Genomic DNA, 21,039 nt, shown 5'->3' on the forward strand with positions numbered 1-21,039 from the left:
GTAGACTTCACTTTAAGGGTGCTCCTTCCTTGGTTGGTGATGTTCTCGACAAACACCATTCTACCAAAGATTAGAGCACTTTTTTATATTTTTATAAGGTGATACTTTCGTAATTCAGGATTAATTCAAATGTATCTTCTTCATGGTTCCAGTAAAAAATCTCTTCTCCTAATTCTCTTGAATCATCAATTAACTTATAGCATAACAAATCGCCAGTGCCATCATAAGCAATCGAAATATAGTCCCCTGTATTCTCTGGCCATAACTCACCAGTATTGTTTCTTACAATATCATCATATGTATTCGAGAGTCTCATTGAATCCTTAATGGGGTATAGAATCCACTCGTCTATTTCAGGCTGGTTTACTATTCCAACTAATTTTTTATACTGTTCAGGAAGCTTTACGCCTAACACTTCCTCTGTATTTTTTATATCTTGAATCTCTACTCCGGGCTTTCGACTTGAAATGAGTTTTATAAGCACATCCATGAAATCACCTTCCCGATCATATTTTGATTGTTTTCAGCCATTTCATATAACGTTCAGGTATTCACGACGTCCGACGATAGTCGGGTGTGTCCGGCTGCTACAACTCCCCTGCCAATATCTCCTGCCGGACCGAGGGCGAATGCCTGATGCGTGAATATGGTGTTAGGTGATGCCTCGGTCATCTTCGAATTTACTCACATCAAACGCCTTTACTGATCTCTTCGGAGCAACACTACTCCATGCTTTTATTATTAATCCTTTTAACTCCTTTGGTGATACTGTATTTAGATTTATATTCATGTAGTTTAGATTTGAAAAAGTGTCTGGTACTCTATATGTTTCTGGATCCATTGTGGTATATATTTCTCGATCTTCCCCAACAGTTTTAACAGTTAAGGTGTTACCATCAGGCTGTATTGTAGCAAAGATTTTATTATTTATTCGAAACGACGGTTTGCCAAAATGATCAATTTCTTTTGTTTCCGGTAATGTCAAAATAAAATTACGGATATCATTGAATCGAAACAAATGACACACCTCACTTACTATAGTTTTGTGGTTTAAATGCACTTACCGAGGTTTCACCTAACGTTTCGTATATTCACGACGTCCGACGAAGTCGGAAGTGTCCGGCTGAATCTTCTTCCCTGCCAATTGCTTCTGCCGGACCGAGGGGCGAATGCCCCGATGCGTGAATATGGTGTTATGTGATGCCAGTGCCATCTTGAGTTACTTACAATCGATCTTAATTATGATTTTTTATTGTTTCTTTAAATACTTTTTGGGGTTCGTTGTAATCAATTGGTTTATAAATTAGTTTATTTAGCCACTTCATTCTTTCAATATGATTTCTGAATTCCAAGTGAGTATCTGTAGTATACATTGTAATTTCTTTCATTGTTCCCAAAACACTTCTATTATTTGTTTTTGAAATAATAATCTCAGAGCCATTTGCGAGATATGAGTTAACTAAATTCTGACTTACACCTTCGCTTATAAGATATTCTTCAAGTGTTGAAAAGAATTTTTCTTTCAATGTTTTAATTTGTGCGGTTCTAACTCCATCGATTATTACACACAATCGACTTAGATCATTAATGAAGATGATATGTTTCCGATTATTTAGTTTGTATATATGCGCATGCCAACTATACAAATCTGATATACTTTCCATCTCCATTGGTGTAACTTTCATGTCCTTCATTAGATCTTGAGTAAACTTTAAAACGAACACACACTTCAGTCCTCTCTATAATCTTGCACTGATTTCACATAACGTTCTTGTATTCACGAACCTTCACTGCCTTAAACGACCGTAGGGAGTGGCCGCGACGCGGTTAGGCTGTGCAAGGTTGTCCGGCTGAGTATGCTCCCCTGCTACTGGATTATCTTCTTCGAAACCACTTCTTATTGCTTCGGACGGACCAAGGAGCCGGAGGCGACGCAGCGTGAATACTGTGTTAGGCGATGTCAACTCTTCATTGAATTAGCTTGCAAAATTATTTTCAAATCTTTTATTGTATTTACTTTCCTTAATTCGTAATGATTTTTCAAGTTTACTTTTAGAGTCTGTTTATTAAATCTACATGAAAGAGTCATTAAGAAAATTGTTAAAATTTTATTTGATTTTAAATTCGTTCTTAAAATAAGATTTTCATACAAACACATATACTGGAGCAACAATAAGAGAGGTGCATGTAATAAGACTCCAATAATATCAAAGAACATTTTTTCATAAAAGTCCACTTTTGTTGCATCATGAAGATTAAAAATAAACCCCTTAAACGCTACAAAGACAAATATTATTCCGATTACTACAAGAAAGAAATTCAAGAATTTATGTAATTGTAAATTCTTATCTCCAGCATTATTTACAGCAATTATTCCACCAATTAGAACTAGGAACGGTACTAAAATCAATTCAATCCAAAGTGGTAGTGTGTATTCATTAATAATGAATACCGGAATAACACTCAATTTAAAAGATTCAAGTATAAGTTTTCCAATATTCACTTCACTTAATTTTGAAGTGACTTTAAAAATAAGTGGATACAAAGCCATAAAAATCCACAGAATATAGTCCTTAATAACTCCAATTTCAAGTATCTCAAAAAAATACATTATTAAAAACATGATTACAATATAAGTATTCGTAAAAATAAAAATTGGATGCATTAGTAAATTATAAAAAGATTTAATAATGTTAGGTATTGATGAACGGAAACCTTTAATAAATAATGCTAATAATAAAAAAATAATTATCCAAATTACTATAGCTTCTTCTCTTGGATTTAACAATGCACTACCTCTTTTTTAAGTTTATAGTTGATTTCGCCTAACTTCTTTTTTACGTCTTACTTAAAAAGATGTTGATCTTAACAAGTTTCTGAAATACAGTAACATCGCTATATCATCGGTATTTATGCTGGCTATTTCTTGGCTTCTCCCTACCCTCAATCCCCCTGATCCAGCGGGCTCTTAATCCGACGAATATCCTTAATGCTTACATGCGTATATCGTTCCGTCGTCTTACTGCTCTTGTGACCCAATAGCTCCTGGATGTAACGAATGTCGATGCCGCCTTCCAGCAGATGAGTGGCGAAGGAATGCCGCAGCGTGTGAATGCTGGCTTTTTTGCCGATCTATGATGCAGCGAGTGCCTGCTCGAATATTTTCTGAGCGGATCTCTCTGTAAGATGTTGATGAACATACTGTCCGGGGAAAAGCCATTCGCTACGTCCATGTTCGTCTAGATACTGCTGCAGCATTATAAAAGCTTAATTCCGACAACAAGGTCACCCGATCTTTCCGTCCCTTCCCTTGACGAACCAAAAGCGTCTTCCGCTCTGGGTCCAGATCGTTGTAACGAAGCTTCACGACTTCGCTAACCCGTAATCCAGACGAATACGTCAATATCAATAACGCTTTATGCTTCAGGTTGGTTACGGTTCGAATCATCCTCTTGATCTCGCTAAGCGATAAAACTTGCGGAAGCTTTGATTCTTTCTTAGGCCTGATATAGGCCGCTTTTTTCTTTGATAAGCAGAACACGTTCGTGGTAAAATTTGATCGCGCTAATAGCTTGGTTGACATACGAATGCGAACAACCGCGCTCGATAAGCTGCAAGGAATAGTGATAACATCCCAAACCGTTGTTTTCCTCCTTACCGTTTCGGGTTGCGGTTTACGGTCTCCGACAGTTTGCAAGAGATAACATTCGTCTCTTAATGCCTGATCCGCTTGCAAACGCTCTAGACCAAATCCATCGATCAATCGTTCGATATGATGAAGCGTGTAGGGCACGGACCAGGTTTTGTCGGCAGGCTGCCATCTACTTCCTTTGATCGATTTCATGACTTTCACGTATTCCGGAATGTACCCGTTAAACCAAACGCGAACCGTGTAGTCATCCTTTTTCGTTAACCGAACATCCATGCGCATGCCCCCCATTATATCATTCATGCAAAATACTGGAAACAAAAAAGAGGAATCTGAGTTTGACGACTCGAGTTCCTCTGGTGCTTCCAGTTCAATCCATTCCATTAGCTGCATGCTATCATGCTTGACAATCCTTGTAAATACTATTTGCATCGCGTTCGGTACGGTACGGTACGGGACAAGTTCAGCGTCACCTTCACCATTTCGACCGTTCCTGCAGCATCCTAGCAGCACACGCCAAAAAAGCTTCGAATGCCACTCGCATTCGAAGCTTTTTTTGATTGGCCCTGACTTGGGTTAGGAAGGATCCTTCATACGGTTATCTAATTGTTCGAGTACAATCGGCCAAGCCTCTGCATGCTGATTTTTGGAGGACTCGTCGGGAAAACCCGCGTGGGTAAGCCGCAGCTCTGTTCCGCCGCTCATAGGTGTTAATTCAACTGTAACAACCGTTTCGGCTCCCCGGGTTCCTTCCGTGCCGGTTACCCATGTCATCTCGACTAAACGATTAGGTTCAAGTCTTAGAAAACGGCCATAATGTGGATGTCGCTGCGCCTCCGTTTGATTCTCGAATCGATAGACGGTTTCGAAGAAAAAGAGCGTATTTACTTCTCCAAACATAATGACACTCCCCGGAGCAGCGAACCAGCGGTCGAATTGTTGGGTCCACGCTTGGTATAACACTTCCGGAGAGGTATCCATCAAGCGTTCTACGGTTAGCTTCAACGGCCTTGCCGAGAGGTCGGGCTTCGTAATGGGCTTCATAACCAAATCCCCTTCTCGATATGATCGTATTTCCTTTACTATAGCCGAGTTGTGCAGCAATTGCACCCAACAGCTAGCGTGGCGAAATATCGTCCATGAATGCAAAAAAGCCTGCTCCCCTTCAACCATCGAAGGGTAAGCAGGCTGCTTGCGATCATCAAGATTTAGAATACTTTCGTCGTCCAGGACTCGCAATTCCACGTTTCCGTCACAATGTCGCGATAAAATTCAGGTTCGTGGGAAATGAGCAGGATGCTGCCTTTGTAAGCCTTCAGCGCCCGCTTCAATTCATCCTTCGCGTCGACGTCCAAGTGGTTCGTCGGCTCGTCGAGCACGAGCAGGTTCGTATCACGGTTGATCAGCTTGCAGAGGCGGACTTTGGCTTTCTCCCCGCCGCTGAGCACGGTGATCTTGCTTTCGATATGTTTGGTCGTCAGACCGCACTTCGCAAGAGCCGCGCGCACTTCGAACTGCGTATAGGAAGGGAACTCGTTCCAGATCTCTTCGATACACGTGTTGTAGTTCGCGTCCTTCGCTTCTTGCACGAAATAACCGATTTCTAGGTTTTCCCCGAGCTGCACGTTGCCGGATACGGCAGGAATTTCGCCGAGAATGCTGCGCAGAAGCGTCGTCTTGCCGATCCCATTGGCGCCGACGAGCGCAATCTTCTGCCCTCTCTCCATCCGAAGGTCAAGCGGACGGGAAAGCGGCTCCGAATAACCGATGACCAGATCTTTGGCTTCGAAGATGACGCGTCCAGCGGTACGGCCTTCCTTGAAGTTAAACGACGGCTTTGGCTTCTCCTTGGCCAGCTCGATGACATCCATCTTGTCGAGCTTCTTCTGGCGGGACATCGCCATGTTCCGGGTTGCCACGCTCGCTTTGTTACGGGCCACGAAGTCCTTCAAATCCGCGATCTCTTGCTGCTGGCGCTTATAAGCCGACTCCAGCTGCTGCTTCCTCATCTCGTGGACTTCCTGGAAATGATGATAGTCGCCGACGTAGCGGTTAAGCTGTTGGTTCTCCATATGGTAGATCAAGTTGATGACGCTGTTCAGGAACGGAATATCGTGAGAGATCAGGATAAACGCGTTTTCGTATTCTTGAAGATAACGTTTCAACCACTCGATATGAACTTCGTCCAAGTAGTTCGTAGGCTCGTCGAGGAGCAAAATGTCCGGCTTCTCGAGGAGCAGCTTGGCAAGCAATACTTTCGTGCGTTGACCGCCGCTCAAGTCGTTAACGTCCTTGTCCAGGCCGATGTCCGTCAAGCCGAGGCCGCGCGCCGTCTCTTCCACTTTCGCATCGATCATATAGAAGTCCTGGTTCGTCAGCATATCCTGAATCGTGCCGACATCCTCCAGCAGCTTCTCGAGTTCGTCGGGCGACACATCGCCCATACGGGCATACATGTCGTTCATCTCGTTCTCCATGTCGAACAAATATTGGAACGCGCTCTTAAGCACGTCGCGGATCGTCATCCCTTTGGTCAATACGGCGTGCTGGTCGAGATAACCGACGCGCATCCGCTTGGACCACTCCACCTTACCGTCATCCGGCTGAAGCTTGCCCGTAATAATGTTCATAAAGGTTGATTTGCCTTCGCCGTTCGCGCCGATCAGGCCGATATGTTCGCCTTTCAGCAGTCGGAATGATACGTCGTTGAAGATCGCGCGGTCGCCGAAGCCATGGCTAAGTCGTTCTACGTTTAATATGCTCATGAATGACACCTTTTCTGTAAGAAATTCATACTCGCTATATTATAATCGTTTTCGTACCGCCAACTCAACCAGTAAATGATGATTTTACGCTTGATACGGGTCATTTTCCGCACGAAAAAGCCGGCAATCCGCGTCGATGGTTGACCGGATTGCCGGCTTTTGAACCTGCGGGCTTACGTGAGAAAGCTTCCTCTTCTCTTATCGCTTTAATACTTCCAATAACTTAACATTAAAGGCTTCCGACTCGCAGATAGGAGCGCCATGCCCGCTGTTCGCCATCGGGATCAGCTCGGAGCCATGAATCTTCTCATGCACAAGCTGCGCGCTCTTGAACGGGATCAGCTCGTCATGAATGCCATGGAAGATGGCCGTCGGCACTTTGATTGCGGCAAGATCCTTGCTGACGTTATCCTGCGTCGATCCCAGAAGCAGATTGATGCTTGCATACGAAGCGGATTGCATGCCCATGCCGACGAACCATTGCTGCATGGCCGGCCCCAGGTTGCGGTTGAAGAACATGAGCGACACGTCGTTAAAGAACTTCGGCCGATTCGTAAGCAATGGCTTCAGCAAGGCATCGAAAGCCGCTTGCGGCAGCGCATCCGGCGCGTCGGGACCTTGAATTAGCGCTGGCGCGACCGCATCGATGAGGACGAGCTTCTTTATGCCCTTCGCTTTGTGGCGCGCCATATACCGGATCGACACAGCGCCTCCCATGGAGAATCCCACAAGCGTCGCGTCTTGAACTTGAAGCGCGGAGATGACCGCGGCCGCGTCGTCCGCAAGTCTATCGTATGTGTAGCCGTGCCATGGCTTATCCGATTGGCCGAATCCTCGCATATCCATGGCAATGCAGCGGTAACCGTGCATCGGAAGCACATTGTACTGGTATTCGAACATGGCATGGCTCAGCGGCCAACCGTGAATGAAGAAAACGGTTTGGCTGCCCGGGCCCGGATTGATATCCTCCACATAGATATGCACGTCTTTCTCGACTTCCACGTACAAACGAATCACCCCATATGCATGATCGCGGAACGATACATGTATATGGGGTGTCCGTCGAAATATGTTAGACCGTATTCAGACGGCTGCCTTCCAACGTTTCCTTCTGCGGCTCAGGCATCTTGTTCGATGTCCGAAGCGGAATCTCCCTCAGGAAGAACGACAGAAGCATCGCGACGACGACAAGCGAGGTGCCTGCCAGGAAGACGACAGTCAAAGATGAGCTGAGCGCATCTCTGAGCGTATCGATCATCTGCGCGATAAGCGGCTGCACGTCGGCCGGCAGCGTCTGCTGCAGCTGCTCCAGCTTCGGCTGATCGAGCAGCATCTCCGGATTTTGGAAATCGGCCAGTTTTTGGGCCATTTCCGGATCCAGATCTTCGAAGTGGAAACCCGTACTTGATGCGGCTGCATCCTTCATGTTCCGGACAAGTGCGGATTGCATGATCGTACCCATGACCGCGATGCCGATCGTGCCGCCAAGATTTCGAAACAGCTGCGACGAGGAAGTTGCAACGCCAAGCTCGGTTGGCTTCACAGCGTTCTGCACGGTTAGCGAGAATACTGGCATGCCTACGCCTAGACCGATGCCGAACACGATCATCGCGACGACGGCAAGCCAGACGCTGTTCATAAACGCCATGATGAGCATACCCGCGATCATGATTGGGAGGCCGACGACTGCGTAACGTTTGTATTTGCCCGTCTTCGTAATTTGTCGTCCGATTAGAGTGCTCATGATCACCATCCCGATCGACATCGGCATGGTGACGTAACCGGAATACGTCGGCGAGATCCCTTCGACGCCTTGAACGAAGAACGGCAGGTAGATCAGCGCGCCCATCATGCCGGCATTCATCAAGAAGCCGATCACGTTCGAGATCGTCACGATGTCGTTGCGGAAGAGGGACAACGGCAGAACTGGGCTTTTCGCTTTGCGTTCAACTAGAACGAAAAGTACCAGGGACAGAGCAGATGCGCCGAACAAGCCGAGTATTTGCCAAGAGCCCCAATCGTATTGGCTGCCTGCCCAAGTAAAGCCCAGCAACAAGGTTACGATCGTAATACTGAGGAGCAACGAGCCGAGATAATCGATTTTCTCCGACGGCTTGCGTTCGACTTTCGGGAACAGGAACAAAATCATAAGGAATGCAATAACGCCAAGCGGCAAGAAAATCCAGAACAGCCACTTCCACTCCATGTTATCGACGAGCCAGCCCCCAAGGGTAGGCCCGATGACGCTGGAGAAACCGAAGACGGCCATCATGACGCCGGTCCACTTGCCACGCTCGCGCGGCGAGAACAAGTCTCCTACCGCCGTGAATACGGTCGCCATAATAATGCCCGCTCCCACGCCTTGAATGCCGCGATAAATAATCAATTGGAATATATCTTTGGAGAAGCCGGTCATGAATGCGCCGATCATAAAGATGACGATACCGGATAAAATGAATGGTTTCCTGCCGTATATATCGGACAGCTTGCCGACCAATACGGTCGCGAGCGTCGAAGTCAACATGTAGATCGTAATGACCCAGCTGTAGTATTCCATGCCGCTGAGAACCGCGATTATGCGCGGCATCGCCGTACTTACGATCGTTTGGTTGATCGCAGAGAAGAACATGGCCGCGATAATCGCGAACATGATCGTCATTTTTCTTTTGTGTGACAAATGTTCCATAGCTTGTTTCTCCCTCATTCTGTTCGTAATTTCTCTCTGTGGTTAATTCGCGCTAACTGCAGAATGTTGAGCAGCCGCGACGAGCTTCTCCATGATATGAGTCACGGCTTCGACTTCCGTCCTATTCAAATTTTGCATATATTTCGCGACAATTTCTTTCCTCGATTGATGCGCCCTTGCGAGAATGTCTTCTCCCGCCTGCGTCAGCTCGACCTGAATGACTCTTCGGTCCGAAGCGTCGTTCACCCGCGTAACATAACCTGATTTCGCCAGCCGATCGATCATGACCGTAACCGCGCTGGGCTTCACATCGAGCTTATCGGCCAATGCCGTAAGTCTGCATCTTCCGCTCTCCTGGATGTAATGAAGCATGAACATCTGTGTACTGGTCACCTGCGTATCCATTTGCTTCATGACTTCCGCCGAAAATAACCGGTTCAAAGCAGTCAGCGAGCGTTGAAATCTGTCCACCTCCGATTCCATTCGTTCACCCCCGCATAATTAGTTTACAACTATATATTTAAACTATTGAAATATTAACTTGTAAACTTCTTTTTGTCAACTCCTGTTCCTTTCCAATCGCTGCAAGTTAGGTTGCGCGGTTTTGTCGATATCTATTTGGAAGGGGCAGTCAAGTTGCGACAAACATTTTAGTGACAATCTGATAGGATGATAGACATGTCGCCCATACATTGCAGAGGAGAGTTGCGAGAATGAAATTAATCATGAATCAACAATTCACGAACGAGACGATTACCTTCGACGGCTTTACGTTCAAAAATTGCTGCTTTACCAATTGCATCATTATGATTACGACGCTGGACTTTCACTTCGAAGGATGTTCCTTCTACGGCTCCACCTTGCATGTCAATCCGGATCTGCCGATCTTCGACGTGTCGCATCGCCTATCCCAATCCGATTACGACAACGAGACCCGTTGTTACCGAAACGACTACGCATATCCGAGCACGAAGGTCGCGCTTCCGTCGGCCTCTCATTAATCGATTGCCAAATAAAAAGAACCTCCGTTCCGGCATCTGAGGCAGATGCGGAAGACGGAGGTTCTTTTTGTCCGGACATATGGGTATGGGTGAATGCCATCGCATTAACGGGCTTTCACGATGATCTTGCGAATGCTTTCGCTGGACAGATGGTATTTCCGCTCCAGCTCCGCGACGGTCGCGCCGTTCACGTAACATTGCACGATCTCCTTGTTTCTCTCCGCGAGAAGCTTTCGCGTCCCGCTGACCTCACCCCAGCTCGCGCGTTGATTCGCCGGCTTCGGAATGTAGATCAAGTCGCCTTGAATATATTTTTGCAGCTCCAATAACAAACTAGGGGGAAGCACGTCTCTTCCATTTTTGTAGTTCACGTTCAAAGTCCTCCTCGAACTGGTTTAAGCGATACGGTTGTGTCACGTTAACGGATTTAGGCAGCATAGCAGTCGAAGTTGCGTTCATTACATTCCATGCATTCATTGTTAACATCCTCCCTTTCTTCAAATTGTGTGGTGCTGATTCCGGAATCGGAACCGCTTTACCATTATAATGAAAAATGTTCAATCGCACAATGCGAACAGCTTCCAAAAATTTGGCTTAGAATTTAAGAAGAGGCCCGCAGGCCTCTTCCCGATCGATGATGCTCTCCGATTACTCGGAGATCACCTCTACGTTGTGATTCAATTGGATCATCTCCTTTCGCGCGTATTTCGTCGGCCCGACAACTACATTATAATTCCAGCTGGCGAGCCTCGGGTAGCGAAAGAACGGTTTATAACAAAACTTTACCAAAACGCAAGGTGAAACGGCTGTTACCATCCTTTGGCGGTGCGGCGCGCAAAAAAAAGACCGTAATCGAAGAGTCGGACGGCATCGCCGGCTTCGGTTACGGTCTTGGATCATTTGGTTTAGGCTTGCGCCGCAGTTCCTCCTCGGGAATTCGATCGGAGCCGCTTCAGCCATTCCGGGAAAGCGACGCCTGCCAAGACCACTGCAACGCCCAGCCACTGCAGGAAGCTTACCTCTTCATGCAGCACAAGAGAAGATAGGAAGACGGCAACGGGAAGCTCCGCCGCACCGAGTATGCCGGCCATGCCTTCCCCGATATGCGGGACGCCGTACGCGAACAGGAGCGGCGGGATGAACGCGCCGAATGCGCCCAGCAGCAGCCCGAACAACAACAGCTCGCTGAACAGCTCGCCGTTCCATAAAAATTGCGGCGGGAACAGGACGAAAACAAACACCATGGCGCCGAACATCATCCATTTGCTTCGCACAGCCGGTTCCGCGTCCGGCACAGCTTTGCCGCTGAACAACATAAACAGCGAATAGCTCACGGCTGCCAACAACCCCAGCGCTACTCCCCACAGATGGAAACCGCCTGCGCCTTGCTCCATCACTCCGGCGGCAAGAATCGTGCCGCCAAGCAGAATCGCCAGCGTCAAATAGATAGTACCCTCCGGACGTCTGCGAAGCCGGATCGCTTGCATGAGCACGCCGATCCACGTGAACTGGAACAGGAGCAGAATCGCGACAGAAGCCGGGATATAACGAAGCGATTCGTAATAAAGCAAACCCGTAATCGCAGTCGGCATTCCCGAAACCATGAGCAGCAATTTCTGCTTCCAGCTCATCTTGACGTTACGAACCGAAACGGTGCCTTCCATACTCGGCGTTGCGCTTTGTTGGACCCCAAGGTTGACAGCCTTCCGTTTTTTCCGTTTGCCTAGATAAGCCGACAACGCCCACGTCAGCAGGAAGCCGACCATCATCTGGCAGCCGACGACTTCGCCGAGCGTATAACCGTGGCCATAAGCAAGCACCACGAAGGTGGACAGGATGCCGTAGCTCGCTGCCCCAAGAAATACCGATACCATGTGTTTCATAATTGCTACCTCTCTTCGCTGTTATTTGCGAAGCAGCAATAATGGTTGTCTCGAGCTTCTATCCGCAGGCGCCTCATCAGCTGGCGTCCACGCAAAAAAGCTACGGACAACGGGCCGGCGCGAACTGTCGTTCATCGCCGTACCGCTATTCGTAGCAAGGAAGTTAGGCTTCCCGTAGTGACCCCCGCCCTGTGTCCAATAACCGTTATGCGGAGTTATACGAATGATATGATCATTGCTGTCTTCGATTCGCCATGACGTTCATGGCCAGTGCTATTGTCGCACCGAATGCGTTGTCTGTCAATAGGTCTCTATTCCATTTGATGAATGCGGATCAGATTCGTTGCGCCCGCCCGACCGCTCGGTACGCCGGCGGAGATGACGACGTAATCGCCGGATTGCAGCAGCTGCGTACGGTTGGCATTACGAATCGACGATTTGAACATCTCATCTGTCGATGGCGTGGACTCGCCCTTGACCGGAATAACGCCGCGAACGAGCGTCAGCCTCTTCAGCACGTCGTCATGCGCCGTTATCGCGATAATCGGCGACGCTGGACGATACTTGGATACCATGCGAGCGGTAAACCCGCTTTCGGTCGGCGTCAGGATCGCTTTGGCGTTCAATTGCAACGACGAGCTGACGACGGCTTGGCTGATCACTTCGGTAATGGAGCCCGTAGGCACCGTCAGTCGGGATTTGAACAGCTCCGCGTAATCGATCGTCGATTCTGCGCGTTCGGCGATCATGGCCATCATCCGGACCGATTCCAGCGGATATTTCCCGGCAGCCGTTTCCCCGGACAACATGATCGCGTCGGCGCCCTGCAAGACGGCATTCGCAACGTCGCTTACCTCCGCGCGGGTCGGCCTTGGATTCACCTGCATCGAATCCAGCATTTGCGTCGCAACGATGACGGGTTTGCCTGCCGCGTTGCATTTCTCGATCATCGTCTTTTGGATCATCGGCACGTCTTCAGCCGGAATTTCGACGCCTAAGTCGCCGCGCGCGACCATGATGCCGTCGGAAACTTCGATGATCGCGTCCAGATTATCGACGCCTTCCTCGTTTTCGATTTTCGAAATAATTTGGATATGCGACGCGTTCGCGTCCTCCAGCAGCTGGCGAACATGAAGCACGTCCTCGGCCTTGCGGACGAACGACATCGCGACCATATCGACGCCTTGCTCGACTCCGAACGCGATATGGCGTACATCGCGTTCCGTAACGCCCGGCAGCGTCGTGCGAATGCCGGGAAGGTTAACGCCTTTGCGCGGCTTGAGCGGTCCGCCGTTCATCACGCTGCAGACGATATCGGTTTCGTTCACTTCTTGCGCGATCAGTTCGATCAAGCCGTCATCGATCAGAATCCGGTCTCCCGGCTTGATGACCTTCGGCATATCCGGGTAATTAACCGCCACGACTTCGCCGTTGCCCGTAATCGGCCTGCTTGTCAATGTCAACGTATCTCCGGTTTTGAGCTCGTAGCTGCCTTCTTCCAGCAGGCCGATCCGAATTTCCGGCCCTTTAATGTCCATCATGACGGCAACAACCGAAGATGCTTCGGATGCCGCCTCACGGATCAAATCAATTCGTTTGCTATGGTCTTCAAGCTCGCCATGCGCCATATTCAATCTCGCGACGCTCATGCCGGCTTTCATCATTTCTTTCAAGATGGATATGGAATTGCTGGACGGTCCCATGGTACATACAATTTTTGTCTGACTCATCTTCTTCATCCCTCCGTAATCAACTTCACTTATTGTAGTGGATGCAGCGGACAACGTACATGAAATATAGTATGATCGTTGAAGTATAGTACGGCGAGGTGACAGAGTGGTAAGAATAACCGATTATATACAGGATCGTGGTCTTAACTGGTACGTCGAAAATGACGGCACGAGCGAATGCGCCCGGCTAATCGTAATCACATATGGTAAATGCCTCTATTGGATCGGCGGCGAGAAGCTGCTTGCGGAACGAGGTGACTTCGTCTACATCCCGCCGCATACTCCTTTCTATGGCAAATGCGTGCCAACCGTTTTCCACGAGAAGCTCGTTTTTGCGTTTACATGGACGGATGGCGAGGAGAGACTTCCTCTCTTCCCATTATCCCAGGGCATCAGGTCCAGAGCCGGTTGCTACGAGTTATGCGTCGAACGACTCCGGGCAGCGAGCACCGAATGGGAAGACGGCGTACCTTATGCGCATCTTCGGATGTCGGCCGCCGTGCTCGAGACAATTGCCTTATGGAGCAGGGAGCTGGATCGCGGCAAGGAAACCGACGTATCGATGCAGCATGCGGAGAAAATGAAATCCTATATCCAGACAAACTATCGGGATAAAGTTACGAAAGAAAAGCTTGGCGACTCAATCGGCCGAAGCCCCAATCATGCCGCCTCCCTCTTCCGCCGAGTAACCGGACAGACGATTAGCGACTATGTGCATGCGGTCCGCATGCGTACGGCCGCTTATATGCTGCGCGAGTCTTTGCTCACGATCGCGGAGATTTCCGAGTACTTGGGTTATGCCGACGTCTCTTATTTTCAGCGCGTATTCAAGCGCACCTACGGCTGTCCGCCATCGGGATATTTATCCGAACGGCGAGTGCGGGTATAATGGATTATGTGCTCTAGCTATTATTCGCTAAACATACTTAGTCAAACCTAATTGGAGTGATCAATCATGACGATAGCGACACTTGCGGCAACAGAAGGAGTCTTTCGCTCCGTGTGTCCCTTCGACTGTCCGGACACCTGCGGGCTTCATATCACTTTAAAAGACGGCAAAGTAACGAACGTAACCGGCGACCCCGACCATCCCGTCACGAAAGGCGCAATCTGTAATAAAGTGCGTCAGCTGCCGGATCGCGTACATCATCCCGACCGGCTGCTGCAGCCCATGCGGCGCGTCGGTCCGAAAGGCACGCTTGAATTCGAGCCGATCAGCTGGGACGCAGCCTATGAAGAAATCGTATCCCGAATGAAAGACATCATCCATCGTTACGGCGCGGAATCGATTCTGCCATACAGCTTCTATGGGAATATGGGCGTGCTAAATGCCGAAGGCATGGATCGCCGTTTCTTCCACCGGCTAGGCGCTTCTCTGCTGGACCGTTCTATCTGCAACGCGGCCGGAGCGGCAGGATATAAATACACGATGGGTGGATCGATCGGGATCGATCCCGAAGAAACCGTACATACGAAGCTGTTCCTGATCTGGGGCTGCAATCTCGTATCGACGAATATGCACCAGACGATGCTGGCGACGGAAGCCCGCAGGCACGGAGCGAAGATTGTTCATATCGACGTGCATCGCAACCGGACATCTGCATGGGCGGATGAATTCGTCCACGTTCGTCCGGGCACGGACGGAGCGCTTGCGCTTGGCATGATGCATATCCTTATTCGCGACGGTCTCGTGAACGAATCATTCATCCGCGAGAATACGATCGGCTATAAAGAATTAAAAGATCAAACCGATCAATATCCGCCTGAGGTCGCTTCCGACATTACGGGCGTGCCGATCGATCAGCTCGAATCGCTCGCCAGGCTTTATGGCACGACGACGCCATCCTTTATCCGAATCGGGAATGGGCTCCAGCATCACGATAACGGCGGCATGATCGTCCGAACGATTTCCTGCCTCCCCGCCATGACCGGACAATGGGATCAGATCGGCGGAGGGGCGATGAAGGGCAACGGCTGGTATTCCCGTCTTAACAATGATCGTCTGGAGCGAATCGATTTGCTGCCCGATCCTGGCGTTCGCACAGTCAATATGAACCAGCTTGGCGACGCGCTGCTGACGATGGATCCTCCGGTTCGCATGTTGTTCGTATATAACAGCAATCCTGCTATCGTTGCGCCGGATCAATCGAAGGTTCGGGAAGGTTTGCTGCGCGAGGATTTGTTCACGGTGACGCATGATTTGTTCCTGACCGATACTTGCAAGTACGCGGACATCGTCCTCCCAGCTACCTCCCATTTGGAAAACTTGGATCTATACGCATCCTATTGGCATCTGTATTTACAGCTTGGCGAGCCGATTCTGTCTCCTGCGGGCGAAAGCAAGTCGAACTTCACCTTGTTCAAGGAGCTGGCACTTCGGATGGGCTTCGAGCCAGAGTTATTCGACTTGACGGAAGAGGACATGATTCGCGAAGCGCTGGATGCCGAGTTCAATCCGCTGCTCCAAGGCATTACGGTCGAGTCGCTGAGGGAGCATGGGTGGATGAAGGCGGGCGGCGGCAGGCGAATACCGTTATCCGAGCGTATCCCGACTCCGTCCGGCAAGATCGAGCTTTATTCGGAGGCGATGCTCGCAAGCGGGTTGCCTCCCGTGCCGACATATACGCCGCTGCGCGAGGAAACGGACTTCCCGTTCTGGCTCACGACGGGACCGAATCATAGCTATATTAATTCGACTTTCGCCAACCAGTCGAAGCTTCAGAAGCTGGAGAAACAGCCGACTCTGCATATGAACGAGCAAGACGCCGCGCGGCTTGGTATCGGCGACGGCGAACGCGTCCTCGTCCGGAACGAACGAGGCGAAGCGAAGTTGACGATCAAGCTTGGCCGTGATGTGCTCCCAGGCGTCCTCGTAACGCAAGGGCTCTGGTGGGATGACGAGGAGCATGGCCGCAGCTCGGTTAATGCGCTAACTCCCCAAAGGCTCGCCGACATGGGCGGCGGCGCGACCTTCTTCTCGAACCGTGTGGAAGTCGTGAAATTATAAATATACGGAGCCATAACCGATAATAAGCCATGCCGTCAGCAAACCGCTGGCGGCATGGCTTTTATCGTAGTGAAGTTGGCATTATGAACGGAATTCAGGCACCAGATAAGGCGGCGTTTCACCGTTAAGCGCGGCAATGAGGTTATTCGCGGCAGCTTTCGCCATATCGATTCGCGTCTTCGTCGTCGCCGATCCGATATGCGGCAGCGCGAGCACGTTCGGGAACCGAAGCAGCGGATGGCTGCCGTCGATCGGCTCCTGCTTATATACGTCGAGACCCGCTCCCCGGATGACGCCATTCTCAAGCGCATCGATCAACGCGTCTTCATCGACGGTCGCGCCTCTCGACACATTGATGTAGATCGCCGAAGCTTTCATTTTCGCGAATTGCTCGCGGCCTATCATGTCCTTCGTTTCTTCCGTTAACGGAGCAAGCATAACAACGAAATCCGACGTAGCAAGCAATTCGTCGAGCTCCGCATAGGTCGCCTCGTATCGCTGTTCGGCATCCGGCTTGCGTGAGCGGTTATAGTATTGCACGGTCATATCGAATCCGAACCGCGCGCGTTTGGCGACGGCTTCGCCGATCCGGCCCATGCCGATAATGCCGAGCACCGCGTGATGGACGTCAACGCCGAATAGCTGTTCGCCGTCTCCCCGCTTCCACTTGCCTTCTCTCACATAATGATCCAGCTCCGCCACTCTTCTGGCCGCGCCTAACATTAACGCGAAGGTCAGGTCGGCAACCGTCTCGTCCAGCACGTAAGGCGTATGCGTGCCGATGACGCCGAATCGTTTCATCGCGTCGATATCGAAATGGTTGTAGCCGACGGAGATCGTGCTTACCGCCCTCAGCTTTGGCGCCGCTTCAAGCAAAGCGGCATCGATTCTGCGCCCCGCGGTCAAAAATCCTTCCGCGTTCGAGAGCCTTCGATGCAGTTCGTCGCGAGGAATCGTATCGCCATCGGTCCAGATGTCTAAGGTGCAGTGCGCAGCAAGCGATTGTTCCACTTCCGGGGCAAGCGGCCGGTCAACGAATACATGTGGTTTCAAAATAAATCACTCCTTCTTACTGGTTGATGAGTTAATGGCTATCTAAGCCTTCGACGCACGTAATGGGCATACCTTCCGAATTGCCTGAACTTTCCCTAGATAAACAAGCGCGTTATCGGCAAGGCTAAAAAGGTCCCCCGCGGTCAGCGGTCATTCCAATTTCGGATGGAGGTCATGGTATGGGTCGTCACAGACACAAATCGATGGCAAGCAGAAATTTCGCGTACGAGGTCAACTCGCTGCATGCGGAGAACAATGTAGCTGCATCCACAACGAACAATCGCAATCAGAAGGGACATACGCCGAATAGCCCTTCAACCGGCTAACGAAGCGAAGAAGGCTGCCCGACGACCATCCAAGGTTCGTTTGGCAGCCTTTGCTCCAATGAAGCTGAAGCGGACATAATACATTTACATAAGTTTTACGACAATCTTGCCGCGCACATGACGTTCGGAGAACCGCTTCAATGCGTCGCCTACTTCGGCCAAGCTGATGACTTCACCGATAAGCGGGTTCAGATAACCGGCCTCCATCAATCCCAAGAACTCTTCGGACATCCGCGCGAGATCTTCCTCTGCTTGCCGATTGCCGGAGTTATGCGCGCCGCCCAGCATGAGCTTATGGACCGTAAACGTCTTGGTGGAGGGTTGGAAGTCAGCCACGATCTCTGGCGCTCCCGCGATGCAAGCCAGCTGTCCGCTGTAAGCTAACGCCGACAAGTCCTTCTGGGCCGTCGCGCGATTGATCGAATTGAGGATGAGATCGACGCCGAGCCCGTCGGTTAATTCAGAGATCCGTTCATGGACGTCTACGCATGTATAATCGATCACTTCATCCGCCCCGAGCGATCGCACATATTCCGCGTTTCCCGCTGAAGCGCTGCTAATAATCCTGTCGGCTCCGAGGAGCTTAGCGATTTGAATCGCGTATCCGCCTACGCCGCCTGCGCCCGCATGGATGAAGATCGACTGTCCCGGCTGAATTTTCATCTTGCGGACAAGCGCCTGATATGCGGTCAGTCCAGCGCACGGGAATGCCGCGGCAGCTTCGAACGATAGCGATGCGGGAATCCGGGCAGCTGTATGAGCCGTCGTTACCGCATACTCGGAACATACGCCTTGCCGCGTAAAGTCAGCATGGAAGACGACTCTGTCGCCTATCTTCCACTCCGTTACGCCGCTTCCGATCTCTTGAACGATACCAGCTCCGTCTACGCCCGGAACATGCGGATACGTCCAATTCGGGTGACCGCCGCCCATCACTTTGTAATCGACGGGATTCAGCGAAGCAGCCATCATCCGAATCAGTATTTCTCCGGGTCCGGGCGACGGGATATCCAGTTCCACGATTCGAAGCGTTTCCGGCCCTCCGGCTTGCTCTTGCGCAATTGCTCTCATTCCGCTCATGCGGTGTCAGCTCTCCTCTCGCTACTTGCCTTGCAGCATTTGGACCAAGACGTCGCTTGGCACCTCCGGACTGCCGTTAATCCGTTTCAAAGCGAATAAGCTTCGTTTGTCGCCTTGCCTGATCTGGCTAATGCCCGGCGTCGTCGTCAAGGTCGCGCGGTACCCCATATCCATCAGAATTTGCTCCGATAAATGCGAATAGTAGCCGAACGGATAGGTAAAGACGTTGACCTTCGATCCAGTCTCCTTTTCAATCAAATCCGCCATAAACGAAGCATCGTTCTCGAAGGTCTGCGCATACGCGGCATCCGTCTCGTCATTTTTCCGCAAGACGCCAGCCCGTACGGAAGGATCGTCCGGCAACGATTCGTGAAGATCGAAGGTATGGTTCTGGATATCGATGACACCTGATTGCTGCATCTCCCGGGCTTGCGACCAAGTGAAATGCGGGTAAAACTGTTTGCCCTTGATCCGGTGCTCTTCCCTGCCGGTAGACCAGCCGATCATGGAGATCGTCGCGTTCATTCCGAGCTCTTTCAGAACCGGATACGCGAATTCGTAATTGCTTAGATAACCATCGTCAAACGTAATCGCGACCGGATTGTCGGGCAGCTTCTTCTTCCCGTCCACGAAATCGATCAAGTCCTGGATGAGTACTGTCTGATAGCCGGCTGCCTTCACCGCTTCCATATCGCTGCGGAATTTATCCGGCGGCGTGATAAGCGAATTCGGCTCATACGGATCGTCGTCGATGTGGTGATAGACCAAGATCGGAATATCAAGCTTCTCTCCCGATCCGCCAGCGGGACGTGTGAACGCTTCCGCTACCCGTTCCTTCACGTTCGCCTTTGTCGTATGATGACCGAAGTTTGCGGGAACATAAACGTCTGGATCCTCGAATACATATCCGAGCATCATCTTCCCAAGCGAATTCCGGTAGTGCATCGTGTCGTAAAAATATCTCGGATCGCCGCTGACGCCCGAATACCCTGAGAAATCCCAGAAATCGGTCACGTCGGCAATCTTCGTCCAGTAGTTCTTAAGCGCGTCCATGTCATAGCTTTGCAGCTCCTGATCCGAAGTCGCGCCCGTAATCAGTCGGAAGGTTGCGCCGTGGGCTTCCGTATACTCTTTCATTCGTTTGAGCGCAGCTACGTTTTGGTCCAGCGCGATTGCCTCCAGCTTCCCGAACGGAGCGAATGCCGCTTGATTCGCGGTCATGAAAGCGTCCAGATCGTCGACCTGCTCGGCATCGCGCTTCACCTTGTTGTAGACGCCGGTCTCCGGAACGAAACTGGCATATGCGAACGAATCGACGGCCCGCTTCGCATATCCTTCCAGCTTCGAATAGCCGTATGACGGATTCAGCTTCAAGTAGTCCCAGTAAAACTTCAGCAGCGATTCTCCATTGACTTTCGCATGAAGCGACTGCTTGAAGTCAGTCGGCGTTTCGTTAAAGTGGCTGATCTCCTGCAGGCTCATGTGAAGCACGATGTTTTTCGGTTCGTATTCGTCGATCAAATAATAGAGCGTCTTCTCGTAATCGTGGAAGTCTCCGCCATACATGAGCATGCTGTAGAAGCTGGCCCCGTCGCCGTAATACTGGTTCAGCAGCTCTGGCGAGATGGAGCTGGACTTAGATCCGCCGATAATGTAAGAGTTATATCGTTCGTGATACTGATCCAGGTAACCGATCTTGGCCACCCTTGGATTGTTGACCATATTGTAGGAATGCCACTTCAGCACCTTGTCCCCGAATACGCCGAACGGATCCACGATCATATTGAAGCCGCAGAGCGCTGCGGCCGCCAATAGAAGAGATGCGAGGAATGCGGTCAACCATCTTCGGAAAGTCATGC

At 50.3% G+C, this 21,039-nt stretch carries 21 protein-coding genes; 4 read left to right on the forward strand and 17 right to left on the reverse strand.

The window, feature by feature from the left end; genetic code table 11:
• Window positions 1-91: 91 nt before the first annotated feature.
• The 11 genes from RB620_RS01040 to RB620_RS01090 all read right to left on the reverse strand — a co-directional run bounded on the left by RB620_RS01040 (window position 92) and on the right by RB620_RS01090 (window position 9,583).
• Window positions 92-490, reverse strand: coding sequence for an SMI1/KNR4 family protein (locus RB620_RS01040; RefSeq protein ID WP_308091650.1), 399 nt, complete (start codon window positions 488-490; stop codon window positions 92-94).
• 162 nt (window positions 491-652) lie between these two features.
• A complete protein-coding gene (locus tag RB620_RS01045; RefSeq protein WP_308091652.1) occupies window positions 653-1,018 on the reverse strand; it encodes an MmcQ/YjbR family DNA-binding protein in 366 nt (121 codons plus the stop codon).
• A gap of 217 nt (window positions 1,019-1,235) precedes the next feature.
• The gene (locus RB620_RS01050) at window positions 1,236-1,724 is read right to left on the reverse strand and encodes a DUF6933 domain-containing protein (RefSeq protein WP_308091653.1); all 489 of its coding nucleotides are present in this window, start codon (window positions 1,722-1,724) and stop codon (window positions 1,236-1,238) included.
• 236 nt (window positions 1,725-1,960) lie between these two features.
• Window positions 1,961-2,788: a hypothetical protein gene (locus RB620_RS01055; protein WP_308091654.1), complete on the reverse strand. Its 828-nt coding sequence runs from the start codon at window positions 2,786-2,788 to the stop codon at window positions 1,961-1,963.
• A 155-nt stretch (window positions 2,789-2,943) separates the two neighbouring features.
• Window positions 2,944-3,132, reverse strand: coding sequence for a tyrosine-type recombinase/integrase (locus RB620_RS01060; RefSeq protein ID WP_308091923.1), 189 nt, complete (start codon window positions 3,130-3,132; stop codon window positions 2,944-2,946).
• 91 nt (window positions 3,133-3,223) lie between these two features.
• A complete protein-coding gene (locus RB620_RS01065; RefSeq protein WP_308091655.1) occupies window positions 3,224-4,033 on the reverse strand; it encodes a tyrosine-type recombinase/integrase in 810 nt (269 codons plus the stop codon).
• 192 nt (window positions 4,034-4,225) lie between these two features.
• A complete protein-coding gene (locus RB620_RS01070) occupies window positions 4,226-4,693 on the reverse strand; it encodes an SRPBCC family protein (RefSeq protein ID WP_308091656.1) in 468 nt (155 codons plus the stop codon).
• A gap of 164 nt (window positions 4,694-4,857) precedes the next feature.
• The gene (locus tag RB620_RS01075; RefSeq protein WP_308091657.1) at window positions 4,858-6,414 is read right to left on the reverse strand and encodes an ABC-F family ATP-binding cassette domain-containing protein; all 1,557 of its coding nucleotides are present in this window, start codon (window positions 6,412-6,414) and stop codon (window positions 4,858-4,860) included.
• Window positions 6,415-6,612: 198 nt separating this feature from the next.
• A complete protein-coding gene (locus RB620_RS01080) occupies window positions 6,613-7,422 on the reverse strand; it encodes an alpha/beta fold hydrolase (RefSeq protein ID WP_308091658.1) in 810 nt (269 codons plus the stop codon).
• Between the two features lie 64 nt (window positions 7,423-7,486).
• Entirely contained in the window at window positions 7,487-9,100 is a 1,614-nt protein-coding gene (locus RB620_RS01085) for an MDR family MFS transporter (RefSeq protein ID WP_308091659.1), read from the reverse strand.
• Between the two features lie 42 nt (window positions 9,101-9,142).
• Window positions 9,143-9,583, reverse strand: coding sequence for a MarR family winged helix-turn-helix transcriptional regulator (locus tag RB620_RS01090; RefSeq protein WP_308091660.1), 441 nt, complete (start codon window positions 9,581-9,583; stop codon window positions 9,143-9,145).
• 230 nt (window positions 9,584-9,813) lie between these two features.
• Here RB620_RS01090 and RB620_RS01095 point away from each other — a divergent pair, with 230 nt between their 5' ends.
• Entirely contained in the window at window positions 9,814-10,101 is a 288-nt protein-coding gene (locus RB620_RS01095; protein WP_308091661.1) for a hypothetical protein, read from the forward strand.
• A 104-nt stretch (window positions 10,102-10,205) separates the two neighbouring features.
• Here RB620_RS01095 and RB620_RS01100 read toward each other — a convergent pair whose 3' ends face one another.
• The 3 genes from RB620_RS01100 to pyk all read right to left on the reverse strand — a co-directional run bounded on the left by RB620_RS01100 (window position 10,206) and on the right by pyk (window position 13,714).
• Window positions 10,206-10,472, reverse strand: a complete 267-nt coding sequence (locus tag RB620_RS01100) for a CD3324 family protein (RefSeq protein WP_087569232.1) — start codon at window positions 10,470-10,472, stop codon at window positions 10,206-10,208.
• A 534-nt stretch (window positions 10,473-11,006) separates the two neighbouring features.
• The gene (locus RB620_RS01105) at window positions 11,007-11,984 is read right to left on the reverse strand and encodes an EamA family transporter (protein WP_308091662.1); all 978 of its coding nucleotides are present in this window, start codon (window positions 11,982-11,984) and stop codon (window positions 11,007-11,009) included.
• Between the two features lie 311 nt (window positions 11,985-12,295).
• Entirely contained in the window at window positions 12,296-13,714 is a 1,419-nt protein-coding gene (pyk, locus tag RB620_RS01110; protein ID WP_308091663.1) for a pyruvate kinase, read from the reverse strand.
• A 106-nt stretch (window positions 13,715-13,820) separates the two neighbouring features.
• Here pyk and RB620_RS01115 point away from each other — a divergent pair, with 106 nt between their 5' ends.
• The gene (locus RB620_RS01115) at window positions 13,821-14,603 is read left to right on the forward strand and encodes a helix-turn-helix transcriptional regulator (RefSeq protein ID WP_308091664.1); all 783 of its coding nucleotides are present in this window, start codon (window positions 13,821-13,823) and stop codon (window positions 14,601-14,603) included.
• A gap of 66 nt (window positions 14,604-14,669) precedes the next feature.
• Window positions 14,670-16,721 carry a molybdopterin-containing oxidoreductase family protein gene (locus tag RB620_RS01120; RefSeq protein WP_308091665.1) on the forward strand — a complete coding sequence of 684 codons (2,052 nt, stop codon included), beginning with the start codon at window positions 14,670-14,672 and terminating at the stop codon, window positions 16,719-16,721.
• 81 nt (window positions 16,722-16,802) lie between these two features.
• Here RB620_RS01120 and RB620_RS01125 read toward each other — a convergent pair whose 3' ends face one another.
• Window positions 16,803-17,774, reverse strand: a complete 972-nt coding sequence (locus RB620_RS01125) for a 2-hydroxyacid dehydrogenase (protein WP_308091666.1) — start codon at window positions 17,772-17,774, stop codon at window positions 16,803-16,805.
• A 179-nt stretch (window positions 17,775-17,953) separates the two neighbouring features.
• Between RB620_RS01125 and RB620_RS01130 the strand changes: the two genes are divergently transcribed.
• A complete protein-coding gene (locus tag RB620_RS01130; protein WP_308091667.1) occupies window positions 17,954-18,100 on the forward strand; it encodes a hypothetical protein in 147 nt (48 codons plus the stop codon).
• An 84-nt stretch (window positions 18,101-18,184) separates the two neighbouring features.
• Here the strand turns inward: RB620_RS01130 and RB620_RS01135 are convergent, their stop codons facing one another.
• Both RB620_RS01135 and RB620_RS01140 read right to left on the reverse strand, forming a co-directional pair.
• Window positions 18,185-19,180, reverse strand: a complete 996-nt coding sequence (locus tag RB620_RS01135) for a zinc-binding dehydrogenase (RefSeq protein WP_308091668.1) — start codon at window positions 19,178-19,180, stop codon at window positions 18,185-18,187.
• A 21-nt stretch (window positions 19,181-19,201) separates the two neighbouring features.
• A complete protein-coding gene (locus RB620_RS01140) occupies window positions 19,202-21,037 on the reverse strand; it encodes a polysaccharide deacetylase family protein (RefSeq protein WP_308091669.1) in 1,836 nt (611 codons plus the stop codon).
• Window positions 21,038-21,039 lie beyond the last annotated feature (2 nt).

Source organism: Paenibacillus sp. LHD-117, assembly GCF_030929555.1.
In the GTDB taxonomy this organism is placed as follows: Bacteria; Bacillota; Bacilli; order Paenibacillales; family Paenibacillaceae; genus Pristimantibacillus.